Below are 21,115 nucleotides of genomic sequence, written 5' to 3'. Positions count from 1 at the left end.
AGGCGCCGTCTTCGTGACGGTGAAAACATAAAAAAAAGAACAGGGGCAGCGCCGGTGGCGCTGCCCCTGATTCATTGTAGGCTTGACCCTCACGTGGCGTCAGGCTCCATCCTGTCTTCACGCATGAAGAAAGGATGACGACGATGCTGCTGAAAATTGGTGAACTGGCAAAACGTACTGGCTTGACGGTCCGTGCCTTGCACCATTACGACGCGATCGGGTTGCTATCGCCTTCTGCGCGCTCCGATGCCGGCTACCGGCTGTACAACGAAGCCGACATCGCCCGCCTGCACCGCATTCTGGCATTGCGCAGGTTCGGGCTGGCGCTGGCCGACATCGGAACCACCCTCACCAGAGCCGACCTGTCACTGGCCACGGTCGTCGCGCGCCAGATCGGCCTGCTGACCGAGCAGATCCAGCAGGCCAAAGCCTTGCGCAGCCGCCTGTCCCAACTGCAGGGTCAGCTGTCCGACGGACAGGAACCGGATCTGGCCGATTGGCTGACAACACTGGAGCACATGACCATGTACGACAAGTATTTTTCGCAGGAAGAACTCACGCAATTACCGATCTATAGCCAGGCCGATGATGTCGAGCCCGAGTGGCAGGCACTGGTTGCGCAAGTGCAGGCGCTGATGGATGCCGGCACCGATCCTGGTAATCCCCAGGCGCAGGTTTTGGCAACGCAGTGGATGGACATGGTCCGGCGCGATACCGGTGACAATCCGATCCTGTTCGCCAAGCTGAACGCGATGCACGAACACGAGCCCAGTGTGCAGGAGCGCACCGGTATTTCGCCGCAGATGATGACGTTCATCCTGGCGGCATCGAAAGCGCGCCAGTTGTCGATCTACCGGAATTATCTCGACGACGACGAATTTGCCTTCATGCGCGCCAACTTCAGCAAGCGCGACGCCGAGTGGCCGCCACTGGTGGCACAGGTCCGCACGGCCATGGACGAAGGCCATGCGCCCGACTCCCCGCAGGCACGCGCGCTGGCGCTGGCGTGGTTCGATCTGTTCCGCTCGTTTGCAGGCGACCAGCCGGCAACCCAGCAAAAGATCCGGCAAGCGCTGCAGAACGAGCCGGCACTGCAGCAATCGGGGATGGTCGACGAGCGCATGCGGGCGTTTATCAGCGCGGCAATGCAGGCCTTGCGCGCATAAAAAAACAGGGGCAGCGCCGCTGGCGTTGCCCCTGTTTGATCGTGCTGCCTGAAGCGGCGTATTACGCCTTTGCCGACACCTTCAGCAACGGCTTCAGATACTTGCCGGTGGCGCTGCCCTTGTTCTTGGCCACGTCTTCCGGCGTACCCGTCGCCACGATGACGCCGCCGCCGGCGCCGCCTTCCGGCCCCAGGTCGACCACCCAGTCCGCCGTCTTGATGACGTCCAGGTTGTGCTCGATGATTGCCAGCGTATTGCCCTGGTCGCGCAGGCGGTGGATCACCTTCAGCAGCAGGTCGATGTCGGCAAAGTGCAGGCCGGTCGTCGGCTCATCCAGGATATACAGCGTGCGGCCCGTGTCGCGCTTGGACAGCTCGAGCGAGAGCTTGACGCGCTGCGCTTCACCGCCCGACAAGGTCGTCGCACTCTGCCCCAGCTTGATGTAGCCGAGGCCCACGTCCAGCAGCGTCTGCAGCTTGCGCGCAATCACCGGCACCGGCTTGAAGAATTCGTGCGCATCCTCGACGGTCAGTTCCAGCACCTCGGTGATGTTCTTGCCCTTGTAATTGACTTCCAGCGTTTCGCGGTTGTAGCGCTTGCCATGGCAGACATCGCACGGCACATACACGTCCGGCAGGAAGTGCATCTCGACCTTGATCACGCCATCGCCCTGGCACGCTTCGCAGCGCCCGCCCTTGACGTTGAACGAGAATCGGCCCGCGCTGTAGCCGCGTTCCTTGGCCGTCGGTACCGTCGAGAACAGGTCGCGGATCGGTGTGAACAGGCCCGTGTACGTCGCCGGGTTCGAGCGCGGCGTGCGGCCAATCGGCGCCTGGTCGACCGAGATCACCTTGTCGAAGTGTTCCAGGCCGTGGATCGACGTGTGCTCGGCCGGCTCGGTCTGCGAGCCGTACAGGTGACGCGACAGCGCCGGGTACAGCGTGTCGTTGATCAAGGTCGACTTGCCCGAACCCGAAACGCCCGAGATGCAGGTCATCAGGCCCACCGGCAGCGTCAGGGTCACATCCTTCAGGTTATTGCCCTTGGCGCCCGTGATCACCAGTTGGCGCGCCGGGTCGGCCTTGGTACGCTTCTTCGGCACTTCGATCCGGCGCCGGCCATCGAGGTACTGGGCCGTGACCGAATGCTCGTTCTTCATGATCTGCTCGAGCGTGCCTTCGGCGATGATCTGCCCGCCGTGCACGCCCGCGCCCGGCCCCATGTCGACGATGTAGTCGGCGGTGCGGATCGCGTCTTCGTCGTGCTCGACCACCAGCACGCTGTTGCCGATGTCGCGCAGGTGTTTCAGCGTCGCGATCAGGCGATCGTTGTCGCGCTGGTGCAGGCCGATCGACGGCTCGTCGAGCACGTACATGACACCCGTCAGGCCCGAGCCGATCTGCGACGCCAGGCGAATACGCTGCGCTTCGCCGCCGGACAAGGTGTCCGCGCTGCGGTCGAGCGACAGGTAATCCAGGCCAACGTTGTTCAAAAACTTGAGGCGCGAAATGATTTCCTTGATCACGCGCTCGGCGATGTCCTTCTTGGCGCCGGTCAGTTCGAGCGTTTCGAAGAACTCGAGCGTATCGCGCAGCGGCTTGTCGGACACTTCATAGATCGCGCGCTGCTGGGCGCCCTGGCCGATTTTCACGTACCGCGCTTCGGTGCGCAGACGCGCGCCTTCGCACGACGGGCACTTCTTTTCGTTGATGAACTTCGCCAGCTCTTCCTTGACGGCCATCGAATCGGTTTCGCGATAGCGACGCTGCAGGTTGTTGACGACGCCTTCGAACGTGTGCTCGCGAATCACGGTGCGGCCGCGTTCGTTCACATAGCTGAACGGGATTGCCGTCTTGCCCGAGCCGAACAGCACGGCATCCTGCGATGCCGCCGGCAATTTGTCGAACGGCACGTCGAGGTCGAAGTCGTAGTGCGACGCCAGGTTTTGCAGCATCTGGAAATAGAACTGGTTGCGGCGATCCCAGCCCTTCACGGCGCCGGACGCCAGCGACAGGTGCGGGAAGGCCACGACCCGTTTCGGATCGAAGAATTCGATGTGGCCCAGGCCGTCGCATTCCTGGCAGGCACCCATTGGGTTATTGAACGAGAACAGGCGCGGTTCCAGCTCTTGCAATGAGTAGCCGCAGACATTACAGGCGAACTTGTTCGAGAACACCGTCATGTTCTCGGTGTCCATTTCGTACGCGACCGCGCGGCCATCGGCCAGGCGCAGTGCGGTCTCGAAACTTTCAGCCAGGCGCTGCTTGATGTCCGGATTGACCTTGATACGGTCAATCACGACGTCGATCGTGTGCTTCTCGGTCTTCTTCAGCTTGGGCAGCTCGTCGATCTCGTAGATCTTGGCCGGGGCCACACCGCTGGCGATACGGAACCGCACGAAGCCCTGGGCCTGCATCGCCAGGAACAGGTCGCCATGCTCACCCTTACGGCCGGCCACGACCGGCGCCAGGATCATCAGCTTGGTGCCTTCCGGCATGGCCAGCACCGAGTCGACCATCTGCGACACGGTCTGCGCGGCCAGCGGATGGTGCGGGTGCTGAGGGCAATACGGCGTGCCAACGCGCGCGTACAGCAGGCGCAGGTAATCGTGGATTTCGGTGACGGTGCCGACGGTCGAGCGCGGATTGTGCGAGGTCGCCTTCTGCTCGATGGAAATAGCTGGGGACAGGCCTTCGATCAGGTCGACATCGGGCTTTTCCATCAGTTGCAGGAACTGGCGCGCGTAGGCCGACAGCGACTCGACATAGCGGCGCTGGCCTTCGGCGTACAAGGTGTCGAAAGCGAGCGACGACTTGCCCGAGCCCGACAAACCCGTGATCACGATCAGCTTGTTGCGCGGCAGGTCGAGGTTGATGTTCTTCAGATTGTGCGTGCGGGCACCACGAATGCGAATTTCTTCCATTAAGTTGGGCAGACTTTCTATTAGTTTATGTGGGCCACCGTGGCGGAGCCGCGAACGCTAAGCGACCGGGTCAGCGGGCCAATCGGGGAGAACCCGTTAGTGTAGCTGGTTTTTGTTACGGCTGTATATTTGTCCAGTGGTTCTAATGTGCGCATTGCCGGATCGGCAAGCGCATCCGGGTGGCGCGATGGCCTGGACAACGACATGTCCGCCGTATGTGGGTCGCCCTCGGAACGGTTCAATGACAAAGCGTTCAGATTCGCAAAATAAATTTCCCTGTTGAGCTATGGACGAGGTCGGATTGACAACAAAAAGTGCGACATGACGCCAGCATTGCGGCTGACACGCGCCAATAAAACGCTATGGCAAAAGCCGATATCGGCCTCATAATGGTGAGCTGTATTACCACGTTCCCTGACGCCTAGAACCATGCAGAGTCAGGGTGGATCATACCCAGCAGGAGTAATCAAATGGCATCAGTTAACAAGGTCATCATCGTTGGCAACCTCGGCCGCGACCCAGAAGTGCGCTACATGCCGAGCGGCGACGCCATCGCGAACATCGCGGTCGCCACCTCGTACAAATCCAAAGACCGCAACACCGGCGAGCAAAAAGAGCTGACCGAGTGGCACCGTATTTCGTTCTTCGGCCGCCTGGCCGAGATCGTTGCGCAATACCTGAAAAAAGGCTCGTCGGTCTACGTCGAAGGCCGCCTGCAGACCCGCAAGTACACCGACAAGGACGGCATCGAGCGCTACGCAACCGACGTCATCGCTGAAAACATGCAGATGCTGGGCGGTCGCCAGGGCATGGGCGGCGACGGCGGCGGCATGGGTGGTGGTATGGGCGGTGGCGGCATGGACGACGACTACTCGGCGCCACAGCAGCCACGCCAGCAAGCGCCACGCCAGGCGCCACCGGCACCGGCAGCACGTCCGCAGCCGAAGCCGGCCCCGAACTTCTCGGATATGGATGACGACATTCCGTTCTAAGACCGAATGTTGTTGCAGCGATCGAAGCGCCGTGGGTCTGTGACTCACGGCGTTTTTTTATCCGCGCAGGGGGCGCGATAAACTGTCGCGTAGCGCGGCTGACATGCGATGCCTGTCAGCCACTGATTGCGTAACGATTCGGAGAAACACTTGGATGAACGATCAATCCTGCGCCAGGTGGCGTTGGTCGGCTACGGCACGCGCTTTCTTCGCCATGGCAACACATTTGAAAACTGACACCACCACGACATCCATAACGGCACGCTGCCACGATGCTTGACCTGACCGACGTCCGAATCTTTGTCCAGGCCGTCGATGCGGGCGGGCTGTCTGCTGCGGCGCGTTTGCGAGCCATGCCGAAATCGACGATCAGTCGGGCACTGGTGCGGCTTGAAGGCAAACTCGGTGTCGTGCTCCTCGAGCGCTCGACGCGCGGCCTGCGGCTCAGCGACGCAGGCCAGCTGTTCCTGCCGCACGCGCGTCGTTTGCTTGACAGTGCCGAGGAAGCGCAACTGGCAGTGGACGGACTGGCAGGCCAGCCACAGGGTGTGTTGCGGGTGAATGCGGCCTTCACGTTCGCACTCGGCGTCGTTGCGCCGATGCTGCCATCGTTCCTGGCGCAGTATCCCGATGTGTCGGTCGTACTCGACAGCGACAGCCGCGTCATCGACCTTGCGCGGGGCGATGCGGATGTTGCGATCAGGCTCGGTGCGCTGGCCGACTCCGACCTGATGGTGCGTCGCCTCGGCGTCATCGCACTGTGGCCTTGCGCCAGTGCGGCCTACCTCGACGGGCGCGGCGTGCCGGCCACGGTGGCCGAACTGGAGGTCCATCGCCTCATCGCTTGCCGCGCAGGGGAAACAAGCTGGACATTCCACACGGACGACGGCGCCGAAGAGCATTGTGCGGTCGCGCCGGGAACTGCAGTGGCCGAGCCGGCGGTACTCCAGGCAGTGGTGCTGGGCGGTGCCGGGGTAGGGCGGCTGCCTGATTTTCTGGCGAGGCCGCACCTGCAGTCCGGCGATCTGGTTCGCCTGCTGCCCGGGTGGCACAGCGACGGTATTCCAGTCAACGCCCTGTATGCCAGGAACCGCAGCGTATCGTCCAAAGTAAGGTTGTTCATCGATGCGCTGCAAGAGCACATGCGGGTTGCGCCCGACGCCATCTCCGGCGTTTAGCTGTTCCGTTGAATGGAACAGCATGTTCCCTGTCGCCAGCCTTATGGTGGCATCAAGCACGGCATATCATGTGGCCCAACCAAGGAGATCGCATGCAGAACACACCTCACGAACGTCCCCAGCCACAGCGTGTCACGCTCGCCGGCATCACCGGCGACCTCGGTGCGCGAATCGGCAGAGCGCTGGTAGCGCAGGGCGCCAGCGTCAACGCCATCGTCCGCCCCGGCACAGCGCCCGACACATTGGCAGCCCTGCGCGCGCTTGGCGTCGACGTCAAGGCAGTGGAGATGCGGGATGCAGCAGCGCTGCGCGCGGCAATGCGCGGGTCGGGTTGCATCGTGTCGGCACTCAATGGCCTGGCGCCAGTGGTGATCGATACCCAGCAACGTCTGCTCGACGCGGCAGTGGCCGAGGGCGTCGCCCGCTTTATCCCAAGCGACTATTCACTCGACTTCACGAAAACGATCCCCGGCGACAATCGCAACCTCGATCTCCGCCGCCGTTTCATGGCGACACTGGACGCAGCACCCATCCGCGCCACGTCTGTCCTGAATGGCGGCTTCATCGATCTGCTGGCTGGCCAGGCGCCCATTATTGCCACAGGAATCCGGCGCGTCATCCACTTCGGCGATGCGCAACAGCAGCTCGATTTCACCAGCAAGGACGATGTCGCGACGTTCACCGCGGCGGCAGCGATGGACGACACCGCACCGCGCATTCTTCGCATTGCCGGGGATACCGTGTCGCCTGTCGACCTCGCCCGCATCATGACCGACGTGACGGGCCAGCGCTACGCCACACTGCGCGTTGGGGGCATTGGCGCGTTGTCGGCGATGATCGCGATTACCCGGAAGCTGTCGCCGGCAAGTGACGCGCCGTTTCCTGCGTGGCAGGGCATGCAATATCTACGCGACATGATGAGCGGGCGCGGCAAACTGCACCCGCTCGATAACGATCGTTACGGCGTGCACGCGTGGACGGGTGCGCGTGAGGTGCTCGCGGAAATACATGCAGGCTGAATGTGCGCTGGATTTTGGCAGGCCCCGGTTCACCGTTTCAGGGCGTCACATCGACACCCTTCCAGAACGCTATGTGGCCAGTAATATTTGCCGCAGCGGATTTTGGTGTCGCATATAACCAGGCCGCATCCTTGTTGACCTTGCCGTTTACCTCGACGTTGTAGTAGCTCGCTGTCCCCTTCCAGGGGCAGTTGGTCGTCGTACTCGACTCGCTGAAAAACTGGCGATTTAACGAGGCGGGTGGAAAATAATGGTTGTTCTCGACAACGACCGTATCATTCGACTGCGCCAGCACTTCACCATTCCATATTGCTTTCATATGCCCTCCGGTAGCGCTTCGGATCTGAAGCGCAGACCAGTCTACACCCGTCGGGTGAGAAAGATGCAGCAACTCTATCAGCCAACCATCTCTGAAATTTCGATCAGATTCAGATCCGGATCACGCACATACACCGAGCGGATCCTGCCCGTTGCCCCAGTCCGCTCCACCGGCCCTTCGACAATCGGCCAGTCGCAGTTGCCAAGATGTGCAATGACCTGATCAAGCGGCCTAGAGGCAATGAAACACAGATCCAGCGCCCCCGGCACCGGCAGGTGCGCCTTCGGCTCGAACTCGGCGCCGCGCTGATGCAGGTTGATCTTCTGGTTCCCGAAGGTGAAGGCGATCCGCCCCGCGCCAAAGGTTTCCATCCCCATGCCCATGACCTTCGTATAAAAATGCTTCGTCGCATCGAGGTCGGTGCAGGTCAGCACCAGATGATCGAGATGGGAAATCATGGCAGGCGGTCCTTGAATGAAGATGATTACAACTCGGTGCGCAACTCGAACAGTTCCGGGAACAGCACGACATCGAGCATCTTGCGCAGATACCCTACACCGTCCGTGCCGCCCGTGCCGGTTTTAAAACCGATCACGCGCTGCACCGTCGTCACATGCCGGAAGCGCCACAAGCGAAACGCCGTCTCGATATCGACGAGCTTCTCACCCAGCTCATACAGCGGCCAATACTGGTCAGTATCGCGATACACGACCATCCACGCGGCCTTCACCGACGGATCCGACCGCGTCGCCTGATGCCACGGCCCGGCAAGCCGCGCCGCATCCACGGCCAATCCACTGCGCGCCATCACCATGATCGCTTCGTCATACAGCGACGGTTTATCCAGCACGCCCTGTAGCGCCGCATGCGCGTCCGGCTTGTGCTGATGCACCTGCAAATGCGTGACGTTCTTGTTCCCCAGGATGAATTCGATCTCGCGATACTGGTGCGACTGAAACCCTGACGACGCGCCCAGGTATGGGCGGATCGCCGTGTACTCGGGGGGCGTCATGGTCGCCAGCACATCCCACGCATGCACGAGCTGGTTCATGATCGCGGCCACGCGCGCCAGCATCTTCATCGCCGCCGGCAACTGGCCCCGTGCGATGTTGTCGCGCGCGCCGTGCAGCTCGTGCAGCATCAGCTTCATCCACAGTTCGCTGGTCTGGTGCTGGACGATGAACAGCAGCTCGTTATGCTGCGGCGACAGCGGATGCTGGGCGTTGAGGATCGTGTCGAGCGACAGGTAGTCGCCGTAGCTCATGTCCTTGCTGAAATCGAGCTTGGCGCCGTGGTAGCCGGGCTGCGAGACCGGGCAGCCACTCATATCGGCATTGCTGGCCGACGAATCAGGGTCAACAGGGCAGGGCATCGTGTCCTCTCTTGAGAATAGACCGAGAATCGCTCAGGTCACCGCAGTGCGCTTGGCATCGACCTGATAGTCGCTGCGGTCCAGGATATCCTTGAGCACCATCACCGCCTGCCACACATCGTCATATCCCGTGTACAGCGGCGTGAAGCCAAAGCGCATCACCTGCGGCTCGCGGTAGTCGCCGATCACGCCGCGCGCGATCAGGGCCTGCATCACCGCGTAGCCATGCGGGTGCGTCACGCTCACCTGGCTGCCACGGTCCGCATGATTGCGCGGCGTGATCAGTTCCAGTGGATGCGCGGCGCATTCCTGTTCGAGCAGCGCCAGGAACAGGTCCGACAGCGCCAGGGACTTCTTGCGCAGCGCCGCCATCGTCACGTCCTGGAACACGGCCAGCCCGCATTCGATCAGCGCCAGCGCCACCACCGGCTGCGTGCCGCACATCGCGCGCTTGATGCCGGCCACCGGCGCGAACGCCGGTTGCATCGCGAACGGCTGGCGGTGCGCCCACCAGCCTGTGAGCGGCTGCGTGAACTGCGCGTGGTGGCGCTGCGGTACCCAGATGAATGCCGGCGCGCCCGGTCCACCGTTGAGGAATTTGTAGGTGCAGCCCACCGCGAAGTCGGCGTTTGCGCCATTCAGGTCGACCTCCACGGCGCCGGCCGAATGGGCCAGGTCCCAGATTGCCAGCGCGCCGGCGGCGTGGATCTGCGCCGTGATCGTCTTCATGTCGAGCATGCGGCCAGTGCGGTAGTTCACGTGCGTGAGCATCACCACCGCCACCTGGCCGCCGGCGTCGCCTTCGAGGGCGGCCGGCAGGTCGGCCCAGCTGTCGAGCAGGCGCAGCTCGTAGCCGCGTTCGAGCCAGCCGATCAGGCCTTCGGCCATGTAGATATCGCTCGGGAAGTTGTCACGCTCGGTCAGGATGATGCGGCGGGCCGCGTGCGCCGGTGCGTCGGCCTGCATCTTGAGCGCCGCAGCCAGCGCCTTGAACAGGTTCACCGAGGTCGAATCGGTGACCACCACTTCATCGGCCGCAGCGCCGATCAGCGGCGCGATCAGAGTGCCCAGGCGCTGCGGCAGGTCGTACCAGCCGGCCGTGTTCCAGCTGCGGATCAGGTCATTGCCCCATTCGGCGGCGATCACGTCCTGCGCACGTTGCAGGGCCGCGCGGGGGCGGGCGCCGAGCGAATTGCCATCGAGGTAAATCACGCCGTCCGGCAGCGCAAAGGCATTGCGCTGGGGAGCCAGCGGGTCGGCCGCGTCGAGGGCCAGGCAGTCTTGTCGTGTGATCATGTGAACGGTCGCGAAGAAGTAGTGGGTGCCGGCCTGGCCGGACGATACCGCCATTCTAGGCTAGAGGCCAAAGAATGCGGTGACAGTGGCGCACCCTGGCTGTAGAATCGCGCCCAATCAAGTGAATGGTGCCATCCTGCTCGTCTGCAGGAAGGTGAAACGGGAAGCCGGTGACGTGTGCGAATCCATCGCACGCCAGTCCGGCGCAGCCCCCGCTGCTGTATGCCTGACGACCCTCGTCGAACGCCACTGTGCCCCGTGCACGGGAAGGCAGGACCCGGGAAGGATGACGGCAAGCCAGAAGACCGGCCAATCACGATGCATTGCGTACGTCCCGGGGTGTGGGCGTGCCGGTTGGTAGTTCGTCGTTCCTTCTGTGTTGCCAATGCGTTCGCGCAGGCCTCGCACGTACGCGTGCGCATGGCTTGTTGCGTTCAGCATGGAAGGAGGACGTCTGCCCGTTGTCATGCGCGCCCTGGCGCGCAGCTGAAAGGTCGACGTTCACATGAACACTGCTTCGCTCCCCCGCGCCTGTACTGCGCTGGTGCTTTTGCTCGCGTTCCTGCTTGCCTGCGCCCACAGCCACGCCGCCACCATGTTCGCCGTGGTCACCGAGCGCGCCGCACCGGGCGCGATCGAAGCCGCCCACCGCCACCTGGCCAGCCAACCGCGCGACCGCATTCAGTTGCGCACACCGGCCCAGTTGATGGCCGCCAGTGAACGCGAGGTAGGCCAGTGGATCGCGAGCGCAGACACGGTGCTGGCGGTGTCGCTGTTCGGCGATCCGGCGCGCCGCATGAAGGATGCGCTGGCGCGCCACGCCAAGCCAGGCACCGCAGTGCTGGCGTTCAATGGTGAAGCAAGCCTGAACCTGATGACGCGCGCGGCGCACGGCAGCCTGGCCGGTTTCGCGCCGGAGCTGCTGCGCGAACTCGCAGCCGAAGCGCCAGCCGCGGCCGCGCTGCAGGCGGCAGAGGCGAATCCCGCCGCCCGCCACTGGCTCGCGGCGCGGCGCGTCTGGCAAGCCGGCGGCGTGGACAACACCACGGCCCTCATCGCCCACCTGCTGCATCCGTCGACAGCGCTGGGCGCCCCGCTGCTAGAACCGACGCTGCGCCTGCGCGTCGGCCAGAACGAGCTGCAGGATGCCGCCGCCTGGGGCAACGCCGCCAAGCTGGGTCTGAAGGACCGCCCGACCGTCGTCGTGCTCGACCTGGCGAACATGGATGGCATGGTGCCGGCCGCCCTGTGCCGCCGCATCGAAGAACAAGGGCAGGCCTGCGTGCAGCTGCTCACGCGCTGGGGCGGCGCCTCGCGCGAAGCGCTGGTGCGCCTGCCCGAGCTGATCGCGCCAGCGAAGCCCGCGGCGCTGGTGGTGCTGCAGGACTTCGTCGTCGGCGCCGCCGAAGGGCGCGAAGTCGTCAGCGAAGCCTTCAAACGCCTCGATATCCCCGTGTTCAAGGCGATCCGCCTGTCGGACCGCACCGCCATTCAGTGGCAGCTTTCGCCCGATGGCCTGCCGCCGGACTCGGTCCAGTACCGCGTCGCGCTGCCCGAACTGCAGGGCATCGGCCAGCCGATGGTGGTGGCGGCGCTGGGCCAGTCGCAACGCGACCGCCTGACCGGCATCGAGAACCGCCCGCCGGTGCTGCTGCCGGCCGAAGTCGATCGCATGACGGCGCGCGTGAGCCGCTGGCTGGCGCTGCGTGCCAAGCGCAACGCCGACAAGCGTGTCGCGATGGTCTATTACAACCACCCGCCGGGCCGCCAGAACATCGGCGCCGACAACCTGAACGTGCCGGCGTCGCTGTTCGACATGCTGCACGCGCTCAAGGCAGCCGGCTACACGGTCGGCGATTTACCCGCCACGCCTGAAGCGCTGCTCGACATGATCATGGCGCACGGCGTGAACTTGCCTGAAGACCGCGCCGCGCTGCGCGAGATGAGCGCCACCGTCAATAGCGTCAGCGCGGCCGACTACGCGCGCTGGTTCGCGACGCTTGCACCGCGCGTGCAGGGCGAGATGAAGGACGGCATGCTGGGCCGCCTGCATGCCGACGTGCTGGTCGCCGAAGCGCAGGGCGAGCGCGCGCCGGGCCGCAAGCAGGCCGAGACGATCATCAAGGAATTGCTGCACCTGGTCGAGGGTGTCGACCATCCGCAGCGCGTGCAGGCCACGCGCGACCTGCATGCGCTCGAAGACGGCTACCGCGCCTGCCTCGATGACAGTAAACCCAGTCCGTGCAAGGCGCTCGCGCCGCTGTATCGGCGCCTGATCGGCTACGGCATCGAAGGCATGCGTGGCTGGGGCCCGACGCCGGGCAAGGTGATGGTCGACAGCGGCAAGCTGCTGGTGCCGGGCCTCACGTTCGGCAATGTGTTCATCGGCCCGCAGCCGCCGCGCGGCTGGGAAGTCGATGAAGAACTGCTGCATGCGAATACCAGCATCACGCCGCCGCACCAGTACCTGGCCTTCTACCACTGGATCCGCGACCGCTTCAAGGCCGACGCCGTCGTGCACGTGGGGCGCCACTCGACGTTTGAATTTTTGCCCGGTAAAGCGGTGGGCCTGTCGAGCGACGATTATCCCAGCCTGATCGCAGGCGACCTGCCGGGCATTTACCCGTACATCGTCGACGGCGTGGGCGAGGGCACGCAGGCCAAGCGCCGCGGCCTGGCGATCATCGTCGACCACCTGACGCCCCCGCTGGCGACGACGCCGCTGTACGACGAGCTGCTGTCGCTGCGTCAGATCGTCGAGAGTTTCGAAGCCGCGTCGTCCGAGTCACTCAAGACGCAGGCCGCACAGCTGATGCGCGAACGCGTCGTGGCGCTGAACCTGCGCGCCGAACTCGAAGCGTCGATGTCCGACGTGCTCGAAGTGCGCGGCATCGGCTTCGATGCCGCCGATGACGATTTGCTGGCGCACGAGGTCGGTCACTACCTGACCAAGCTGCAGGAGAAGTTCATGCCGTTTGGCCTGCACGTCTTCGGCCGGCCGTGGGACCAGAAGTCGCTCGACCTGATGCTCGATTCGATGACCAAGAGCGGCATCGACGATCCGTCCATCGCCGACAAGCTGCGCGACTCGCCACGACGCGAGATGGTCGGCCTGCTCGCGGGCCTGGATGGCCGCTACATCGAGCCGGGCAAGGGCAACGACCCGCTGCGCTCACCCGAGGCGCTGCCGACCGGCCGCAACTTCCACGCGGTCGATGGCGATATCCTGCCCACGCGCCTGGGTTTCGGGCTGGCGCAAAAGATGGCGGCCAAGGCGATGGCGCGCAGCAAGGGCGACGCCGCGCGGGAGCAGGGCAGCGAAGGCATCATCCTGTGGGCGTCGGACGCCGTGCGTGATGAGGGCGTGATGGTCGGCTTCGCACTGGCCATGATGGGCGCCGAGCCGGTCTGGAATGCGCGCGGCATCGTCACCGATGTGCGCCTGGTGCCAGGCGCTGTGCGGCGCGATGCGCTGGTGACCACGTCTGGCCTGTTTCGCGACCTGTACCCGAACCTGATCCGCCTGATCGACCGCGCCGGCCGGCTGGCGCTGGCGGCGTCCGCCGAGACGATGGCGCGCCAGGACCCGGCCCTGCGCGAGGCGCTGCAAGCCGCGCTGGCGCCGCTCCAGGGCGCCGCATGGGGTAGTGAAGCCGTGCAGGACAACCGGGTTGCACGAGAATGGCTGGTGCGCCAGCGCGCGCTGGTCGCCGGTGGCGCATCGACCATCGAAGCGGGGCAGGGCGCCGCGCTGCGCGTGTTCGGCGACGCGCCGGGCGCGTACGGTACCGGCGTGAACCGCCTAACCGAACGCTCGGGCGCCTGGCGCGAGCGCGAGGAAATCGGCCGCGCGTATCGCAACCGCATGGGCCACGCGTACGGCCTGGACGCCGACGGCGACGCGCAGCACCGCGCGTTCGACGTGGCGCTGGACGGCATCCACCGCACCTACCACGGCCGCGCCAGCAATCTGTACGGCCTGCTCGACAACAACGACGCCTTCGACTATCTGGGCGGCCTGTCGCTGGCCGTCGAGACGCGCACCGGCCGCGTGCCGGACGCATTGATCCTGCAGCACGGGCAGCCAGGCCAGGCCGACGTCGAGCCGCTGGCCACCGCGCTGCTGGGCGAATTGCGCGGGCGCTTTTTGAATCCCGCGTGGCTGCGTCCATTGATGGACAACGGCTACTCGGGCGCACGCACGATGGGCCAGGAATTCATCGAGAACCTGTGGGGCTGGCAGGTCACGCGCCCGGACCTCGTGAAGAACTGGGCCTGGGACGAAGTCAAGGCCGTCTACTTCGACGATGCGCACAAGCTCGGCCTGCCCGAATTTCTGGGTCAGCGCCACAACGCGCACGTCAAGGCGCACATGCTGGCCGTATTCATGGTGGCTGCCGAAAAAGGCTTCTGGAAGACCGACCCGGAAACGATCCGCACGATGGGCGGCGAGCTGGCGCGCCTGGTTGCCGCCAACGGCTTGCCGGGCAGCGGCCACACGTCGCCCGATCACCCGATGTGGGGCTGGCTGGCGCCGCAACTCGATCGCGGCGATGCGCAGCAGCTCGGCGTGACGCTGGCGAAGGCGCGCGGTGAGATGCTGCCGGCGCTTGCGGTCCCGGCGCCTGCCGGCGCGCCGGGACCGGCGTCGGCCCCGCAGGCGCTACCACGCGCCGACGCGCAGCAGGGCCAGGCGCCTTCTGCGCCCGCACCGGCAGCCCCGCCAGCCATGCGCGTCTATGAACTCAACCAACAACCCGAACCCGCGCCGCTCCCTGGCCTGCGCATCGTGCAGGTCCTGGTCATCCTGGCCGCCTGCTTCGCCCTGTTTGCGCTCGGCCTGTGGCGCGGCCGCAGCATCCCCCAACCTGTAAGGAGTACTCCATGATCGATCACTTGTCCTATGCCTGGTTGCACGACGCCGTCAGCTGGCTGCTCACGCCTTCGCTGGTGGCGCTGCTGGCCGGCTGCGCCATTGCGCTGGTCGAATCGGGCATCGCCGTCGGCGAGCGCTTTCACGGGCTGGCCCGACTGCGGGCATCCGGCAACGTCGAGCACGTGCAGAAGCTTGCCCGTCACCGCCTCGAACGCGCCGACCTGCTGGCGCGCATCCCGCCGATGCTGGGCCTGATGGCCACGATCATTCCGCTCGGGCCTGGCCTGGCCGCGCTGGGTGAAGGCGATCCGGCCAAGCTGGCCAGCGCCGTGACGGTTGCCTTCGATGCGACCGTGCTGGGCCTCGTTGCCGGCATTGCCGGCCTGGTGATCGGAAAGCTGCGCCGCCGCTGGTACGAAGAGACGCTCGACGCGATGGAGCCGCTGGCATGAGCGCCCCGGCACGTGGCCGTCTGCGCCTGTACCGCCATCTCGACGCGCGCTTCGACCAGAGCGACGAAGACCCGCGCGCGAGCCTGGTCAATCTGGTCGACGTGATGCTGGTCTTTGCCTGCGGTCTGATCGCGGCGATCGCCGGCTCGCAAGGCGCCATCAAACCGCCGCAACCGGTCGAGAAAGGCCGCCAGATCGAGCGCCCGGCGAGCGGCGTCACGCAAGACGGCAGCGGTTACGACCGCGTCGGCGAAGTCTATCGCGATCCCAAGACCGGCAAGCTGGTGCTGATCGAGCCCACGGAAACCCCGGCAAAAAAGTAGAGCAGATGACGAAAACAACCTTGTCGCACGCACTGCATGCCGAGCTGACGGTCCACTGGCGCTACTGATCGGGATTGCGATGGCTTCGATGAAGCGCCAGCTGCACCTGTGGCATCGCTGGCTTGGGATCGGTATCGGCCTGCTGGTGCTGCTGTGGTTTGGCTCGGGCATCGTGATGATGTATGTCCCGTATCCCGAGCTGACGGAAGCGGAGCGTCGGACCTGGCTTGCGCCGCTCGATCCGGAACGTGTCCAGGTGAGCGCGGATGCGGCGTGGCGCGAGATGGCATTGAAGGGCATGCCCGATGCGGTGCGCCTGAATACGGTCGCGGGCCGCCCGGCCTGGCATTTTGGCCATGATGGCACCTGGAATTCGGTGTGGGCCGACAACGGCGCAGTGCTGGTGGTCGACGAGCAGGTAGCGTCGAGCAGTGCGCGCAGCGCGGCGCCGGATGCGCGTTCGCTGTCGTTCGAAGCCATCGACGTGGACCAGTGGACGTTCGGCGCGGTGCGCGTGCACCAGCCACTGCTGCGCGTCACGACCGACGATGACGTTGGCAGCGTGGTGTACGTCTCGAGCCGCACCGGCGAATTGGTGCGCGACACGATACGCAGCGAGCGCGCCTGGAACTGGGTTGGCGCTGTCGTCCACTGGATCTACGTCACGCCGCTGCGCAAGCAGAACGAAGCATGGCGCCTGGCCGTGATGTCGACGTCCGGCGTCGCACTGCTGCTGGCCGTGACCGGCATGGTGCTGGGCGTCCAGCGGCTGCGCGTGCAACGCCGCTACGCGGGCGGGCGCATGTCGCCGTACAAAGGCTGGCAAGGCTGGCACCACTGGCTGGGCCTGAGCGGCGGTGTGCTCGTCATCACCTGGCTGTTCAGCGGCTGGCTGTCGGCCGGCCCGTTCGGCTTTCCTTCCGATCCCGGCGCGACCGCGCAGGATAGCCTCGCGTTTGCAGGCGGGGCGCTGGCCAGCGATGACCTGGCAATCGATGCGGCCGTATTGCTGCGCGCGCATCCCGGCACGCTCGAACTGGAATGGCGCCGCGTGGGCGGCACGCTGTACCTGAGCGCCCTGGGCCGCACCGTGCGTACGCTGCTGCGCGCGCAGGATGGCGCCGTGTCCAGCGTGCTGCCGCGAGCACTGCTGCTGCGCAGCGCGCGAGCGATTAGGCCTGGTGTGGCGATGACGACGATGCTGAGCGACGCTGACGCCCCGATGTGCGTTGTTGCGCCGCCAATCGAGTCTGGTTTGAACGCGTGGACGGCATAGCCGTCCACCCTACGCGGACGATACGTTCCATGTAGGGTGGATGGCTACGCCATCCACGCGTCCAACGTTCGTTACTGCACCACAAAAGCGAGCTCGGTTTGAACGCCTGATCAGCGCTTCTGCCCCAACCCCGTCGCACTCCAGTAAATCCCACCCAGCAGATGATTCAGGTACTGCGGATCGCGGTACATCTCGCCGTTGTGGCCCAGCGTGGTGACGAACACGCGCCCCTGTTCGTGCCGGTGGTGCCAGGCGATCGGATGGTCCTTGCCCATGCCCTTGACGGTTTGCCCCGGCCAGATCTTCGTCGTGTCGTAGCTCGATTCGTCCACGCTCAGCACCGTGTCGATCTTCACCTGATACGGATTGGTCGTGACGTAGAACTCGTCGCTCCAGATCCAGCGCGCGGGCAGGCCGAAGGTGGCGGGGAAGTTCTGGTCGATGACCGTGACCACACCCGTCTGCAGTTTCGGGTGCGGGCCGACCGAGCGGCCCACCATTTTTTCGTACCAGACCCAGTCATTCGGCGGTGTAATCGCGGCGCGATGCACGACGATCGCGTTGCCCCCGCCGCGCATATAGGCCTCGAACTTCGCGCGCTGCGCCGCGTTCAGCTCTTCGCCCGGTGTGTTCAGGAACATCACGGCCGCATACTGGGTCAGGTCACCCTCGAACACCTGCGGCTTGTTGGTGTAGGTGAGTTCGAACGCGTGCAGCTTGGCCATGCGCTCCAGGCTGTCCCGCGCAATCGGGATGTACTCGTAGTGGTATTTGCCGGGCATGGCCAGCACCAGCAGCTTGAACTGGTCCTCGGCCATGCCGTCCGCTGCCGCTGCCAGCAGCAGCGCTGCGCCCAGCGCCCTGGTGATGCGTCTCATCGTGGTGTCCTTAATTGATCTGCGTTGCGTACAGCGCGTGGTGGGTCAGGATGAACAGCGTGCGTTTGTTCGCGCCGCCAAACAGCAGTTGCAGCGGGCGCTCCGGCACGTCGATGCGCCCCTTTTGCTTGCCGTCCTTGCCGTAGATGAAGACCTGGCCATTGGCCACGTACACGTCGCCATTCGGCGCGACTGCCGCGCCTTCACCGCCGCGGTTGGCCACGAGCTTGAGGTCAGTAATGCCGCCGCCGGCGCCCACCACACCGCTGAAGGTGCGGTTTTCCGAGCCGTTGGTAAACACCACGCGGCCGCCCACCGGGGCCGTGACAAAACCGTGCGTCTGCAGTGAATCGGCCCAGCGCCAGCCCAGGTGGTCTGCCGCGCCCTGGCGCAGCACGCGGTAGGCCGGCAGCGCCAGGCTGCCGTCGGGCGAGACGTATTCATTCGCTTTCGGGAGCGCCACGTCACGCGCGAACATCTCGGCCAGCGTCGTGAATTCGTAGGTATCGGGATTGAGCTGGTCCTTGAATTCGCCGTTCTGCCAGAAGTTGACGGGCACCGCGATGCGGCCACCGTTGCGCGTGGCCACCGGCGTGGGCTGGATCATCGTCATGTCCAGGCCGGACTTGCGCGGATCGAACGCATACACGCTCGCCTGCGGGCCGTAGGACGAAAGCACCATCAGGTTGCCGCTGCTGTCGATCGCCAGGTTGACCGGATCGAGCGGCGCATCGCGCACCACGACCAGGCCCTCATCCTTCGTCCAGCTGAAGATGCGTTTCCAGTGACGGTCGACGAAGTACAGCTTGCCCTGCGCATCGACAGCGCCGCCGGCGATCGAATAGAAGCCGCTTTCAAGCTTGGCGACCTTGCCCAGCGGCGCAGGCGCCTTGCGCTGCGCGCCGCTGTAGTCGAACACGGCGAACTCGCGTTCGCGCACATCGAGCTTGTTGGTCACGTCGCGGATCGCGTTTTCGTAGGCGAACTTGCTGGCGCGCAGATAGGTGGCGCAGCCCGCGTCGTCGCAGCTGGCAAAGCCGCTCTCGCCGTTCACGTGCACGTTACGAAAACGGATGTCGCTGGAATTGGTGATTAGGATCGCGGCCGGCATTGGCTTGTACGAACGCGTCACGCGGTAGCCGTGGTAGTTGGCAAACAGGATGTTCTTCGAGTTGCGGATCTCGACCGATACCGCATCGGCCCCGTCGCGCACTTCTTCCTCGGTCTGCGGCGCCAAAAATTCCCAGTTCTGCACGTTATCCAGAACGATCTCGGCGCGGATGTGGTGCTCCGCCGAGAGCTCGTAGACCTTGCCGGGCGTGGTGGTATTGGTGACGTAGAAGCCCGCCTGCGCATAGCCGCTGGGCGACCAGATGCCAGAGAACGTGCCGCCGCCGCCGTCGGTCACCCACACGCTCGGATACTGACGGTCCCAGTGCGCGGTCGTGTCGAATTTGGCGTCCTTCTTGTACGGGTCGGCGCGGCTGCCGTCGTACAGGCGCGTGCCGTGGCCGCCCTGGATGCGCACGTCGTCTACCAGCGACTGTTCGCCCGCACGCCACAGCAGCGCCACGGCGCGGTTGTTGACCTCACCGGTGGCCAGGCCCAGGCCCGAGACGATGCCGTCGCCGCCGCGTGCGCTTTCCAGGAGCGCCTTCGGGCTGCCGATGCCCTGGTACTGCGACGCGCCATTCGGAATTACGAGTTGTGTCAGGCCCGGATGCAGCGCGATGAGCACCGTGTCCGGCTTCATGCGGATCGTGTCGTTGACGACGTAGAAGCCCAGCGGCAGGTACACCGTGCGCTTGCTGTCGATGGCTTTCTGGAGCGCCGCCGTATCGTCGGTGCTGCCGTCGCCCTTCGCGCCGAAGTCCAGCACATTGGCCCAGTCATTTGATGCGGGCAGCGCGCGCAACGCACGCGTTGACGCCGCATTGGCCGGCAGCGCCGCCGTCTTGTAGTTGGTCGAGAACTGGCCCGGCTCGCCCATCTGCTTGATGAACAGGCCGTAGTTGAATTCCTTCACCAGATAGTCGCGGCCCTTGCCGGCCAGCGTCTTGCCGCTGTCGCGAAAACGCACGAACGTCGGCACGTTGCGCGCGCTGGCGTTTTCCATACCGACCTGCGTGTACACATTGTTCTCGTTGCTGACGATGAGCGCGGCGCGGCTGACGTTCTCGAAGCGCACATCCTTGCCCCACAACCAGTCGCCATAACCGCGGTTGATCTCCACGCCCACTGGCGTGTTGCGGATGTCGACATTGATCAGCGTGAGGCTCGCCTCATGCTCGCGGATCGCCGCATCGCGCTGGCCGTCGAAGGTCGAATCGAGCAGCGTGAATTGCCAGGCGGGCGAGGTCTTCTCGCTCAGGATGCCGTAGCGGCCACCGTGAAAGCGCAGGTTGTAGGCCACGTTGCCGACTTGATAAACGCCCGCCAGGCCCGAGCCGATATGGAAATCGATGTGGCTCAGGTTCGAGTGTTGGGCCGTGTGCATGCGCACGGCGGCAGCGGCCGGGTTGCCGTCCTTGATCTCGAAGTCGACGTTCGACAGCGCCGAATAGAAGGTCGATGAATTGGCGTTGCGTACCGCCTTGCCGTCTTCAGCACTGAACGGCACGGCACTCGGCACCGGCATCGGCACCTTGCCCACGCTGTACTGGTCGCCGCCGGTGAAGATCACCATGTTCGCGACACCCTTCTGGAAGCCGGGCGTATTCGCCGCCAGCACGAACACAGGGCGCGTGGGCCCCACGCCATACACACGCACCGCCAGTGGAATCAAAATCGAGCGTGTGACGCGATAGCGTCCGGACGGCAGGAATACGACGCCGCCCTGGCCCTCGTTGGCCGCGCTGTTGATCGCTGCCTGCAGCGCAGCGCTGTCGTCGGTGACGCCGTCACCGGTGGCGCGCACGACGATCGCACGCGGGTCGACCGGCATGGCAGGGTAGGCCGACAGCGACGCGGCAGATGCGGTGGCGGAGAGAAACAGCAAAAACGCGAGGGCGCGCGACAGTGCAAACATCCTGGTCATCATGGTGG

Annotated in this window: 15 protein-coding genes and 1 riboswitch; of the genes, 8 read left to right on the top strand and 7 right to left on the bottom strand. The window is 64.8% G+C overall.

Annotated features, from left to right (window positions below; all coding sequences use genetic code 11):
* Positions 1–143 precede the first annotated feature (143 nt).
* The gene (locus tag AC56LY_RS18945) at positions 144–1,166 is read left to right on the top strand and encodes a MerR family transcriptional regulator (RefSeq protein WP_499582238.1); all 1,023 of its coding nucleotides are present in this window, start codon (positions 144–146) and stop codon (positions 1,164–1,166) included.
* Between the two features lie 61 nt (positions 1,167–1,227).
* On the opposite strand, the gene uvrA is transcribed toward AC56LY_RS18945, so the two are convergent.
* Positions 1,228–4,089 carry an excinuclease ABC subunit UvrA gene (gene uvrA, locus AC56LY_RS18940; protein ID WP_499582236.1) on the bottom strand — a complete coding sequence of 954 codons (2,862 nt, stop codon included), beginning with the start codon at positions 4,087–4,089 and terminating at the stop codon, positions 1,228–1,230.
* A 470-nt stretch (positions 4,090–4,559) separates the two neighbouring features.
* On the opposite strand from uvrA, the gene ssb reads away from it, so the two are divergent.
* The 3 genes from ssb to AC56LY_RS18925 all read left to right on the top strand — a co-directional run bounded on the left by ssb (position 4,560) and on the right by AC56LY_RS18925 (position 7,278).
* Positions 4,560–5,081: a single-stranded DNA-binding protein gene (gene ssb / locus AC56LY_RS18935; protein ID WP_258836787.1), complete on the top strand. Its 522-nt coding sequence runs from the start codon at positions 4,560–4,562 to the stop codon at positions 5,079–5,081.
* Between the two features lie 272 nt (positions 5,082–5,353).
* Complete coding sequence (locus AC56LY_RS18930; RefSeq protein ID WP_499582234.1) at positions 5,354–6,259, top strand: LysR family transcriptional regulator; 906 nt, start codon at positions 5,354–5,356, stop codon at positions 6,257–6,259.
* 92 nt (positions 6,260–6,351) lie between these two features.
* Complete coding sequence (locus AC56LY_RS18925) at positions 6,352–7,278, top strand: NmrA family NAD(P)-binding protein (protein ID WP_499582232.1); 927 nt, start codon at positions 6,352–6,354, stop codon at positions 7,276–7,278.
* Between the two features lie 37 nt (positions 7,279–7,315).
* Here AC56LY_RS18925 and AC56LY_RS18920 read toward each other — a convergent pair whose 3' ends face one another.
* The 4 genes from AC56LY_RS18920 to kynU all read right to left on the bottom strand — a co-directional run bounded on the left by AC56LY_RS18920 (position 7,316) and on the right by kynU (position 10,265).
* A complete protein-coding gene (locus AC56LY_RS18920; RefSeq protein WP_499582230.1) occupies positions 7,316–7,597 on the bottom strand; it encodes a DUF427 domain-containing protein in 282 nt (93 codons plus the stop codon).
* A 77-nt stretch (positions 7,598–7,674) separates the two neighbouring features.
* Complete coding sequence (locus tag AC56LY_RS18915) at positions 7,675–8,055, bottom strand: VOC family protein (RefSeq protein ID WP_499582228.1); 381 nt, start codon at positions 8,053–8,055, stop codon at positions 7,675–7,677.
* A 26-nt stretch (positions 8,056–8,081) separates the two neighbouring features.
* Complete coding sequence (kynA, locus tag AC56LY_RS18910) at positions 8,082–8,969, bottom strand: tryptophan 2,3-dioxygenase (RefSeq protein ID WP_499582226.1); 888 nt, start codon at positions 8,967–8,969, stop codon at positions 8,082–8,084.
* A gap of 33 nt (positions 8,970–9,002) precedes the next feature.
* Complete coding sequence (gene kynU, locus AC56LY_RS18905) at positions 9,003–10,265, bottom strand: kynureninase (RefSeq protein ID WP_499504112.1); 1,263 nt, start codon at positions 10,263–10,265, stop codon at positions 9,003–9,005.
* Positions 10,266–10,374: 109 nt separating this feature from the next.
* A riboswitch (cobalamin riboswitch) is annotated at positions 10,375–10,593 on the top strand.
* Between the two features lie 177 nt (positions 10,594–10,770).
* Here kynU and AC56LY_RS18900 point away from each other — a divergent pair.
* From AC56LY_RS18900 to AC56LY_RS18885, 4 genes are all read left to right on the top strand, one after another.
* Positions 10,771–15,153: a cobaltochelatase subunit CobN gene (locus AC56LY_RS18900; protein WP_499582224.1), complete on the top strand. Its 4,383-nt coding sequence runs from the start codon at positions 10,771–10,773 to the stop codon at positions 15,151–15,153.
* Entirely contained in the window at positions 15,150–15,593 is a 444-nt protein-coding gene (locus AC56LY_RS18895) for a MotA/TolQ/ExbB proton channel family protein (RefSeq protein WP_499455973.1), read from the top strand. Before AC56LY_RS18900 ends, AC56LY_RS18895 begins: the two co-directional genes overlap by 4 nt.
* Positions 15,590–15,916: a DUF2149 domain-containing protein gene (locus AC56LY_RS18890; RefSeq protein ID WP_343025948.1), complete on the top strand. Its 327-nt coding sequence runs from the start codon at positions 15,590–15,592 to the stop codon at positions 15,914–15,916. Before AC56LY_RS18895 ends, AC56LY_RS18890 begins: the two co-directional genes overlap by 4 nt.
* A gap of 79 nt (positions 15,917–15,995) precedes the next feature.
* Positions 15,996–17,192, top strand: a complete 1,197-nt coding sequence (locus tag AC56LY_RS18885) for a PepSY domain-containing protein (protein WP_499582222.1) — start codon at positions 15,996–15,998, stop codon at positions 17,190–17,192.
* Between the two features lie 110 nt (positions 17,193–17,302).
* Here AC56LY_RS18885 and AC56LY_RS18880 read toward each other — a convergent pair whose 3' ends face one another.
* Together AC56LY_RS18880 and AC56LY_RS18875 are read right to left on the bottom strand one after the other, a co-directional pair.
* Positions 17,303–18,070, bottom strand: coding sequence for a ThuA domain-containing protein (locus tag AC56LY_RS18880; RefSeq protein WP_499582220.1), 768 nt, complete (start codon positions 18,068–18,070; stop codon positions 17,303–17,305).
* 10 nt (positions 18,071–18,080) lie between these two features.
* Positions 18,081–21,110 carry a glycosyl hydrolase family 28-related protein gene (locus AC56LY_RS18875; protein ID WP_499582219.1) on the bottom strand — a complete coding sequence of 1,010 codons (3,030 nt, stop codon included), beginning with the start codon at positions 21,108–21,110 and terminating at the stop codon, positions 18,081–18,083.
* Positions 21,111–21,115 lie beyond the last annotated feature (5 nt).

The sequence above is a fragment of the Telluria sp. ZT3P25 genome (genome assembly GCF_059685895.1).
This window is presented reverse-complemented; position numbering and strand designations above follow the sequence as displayed.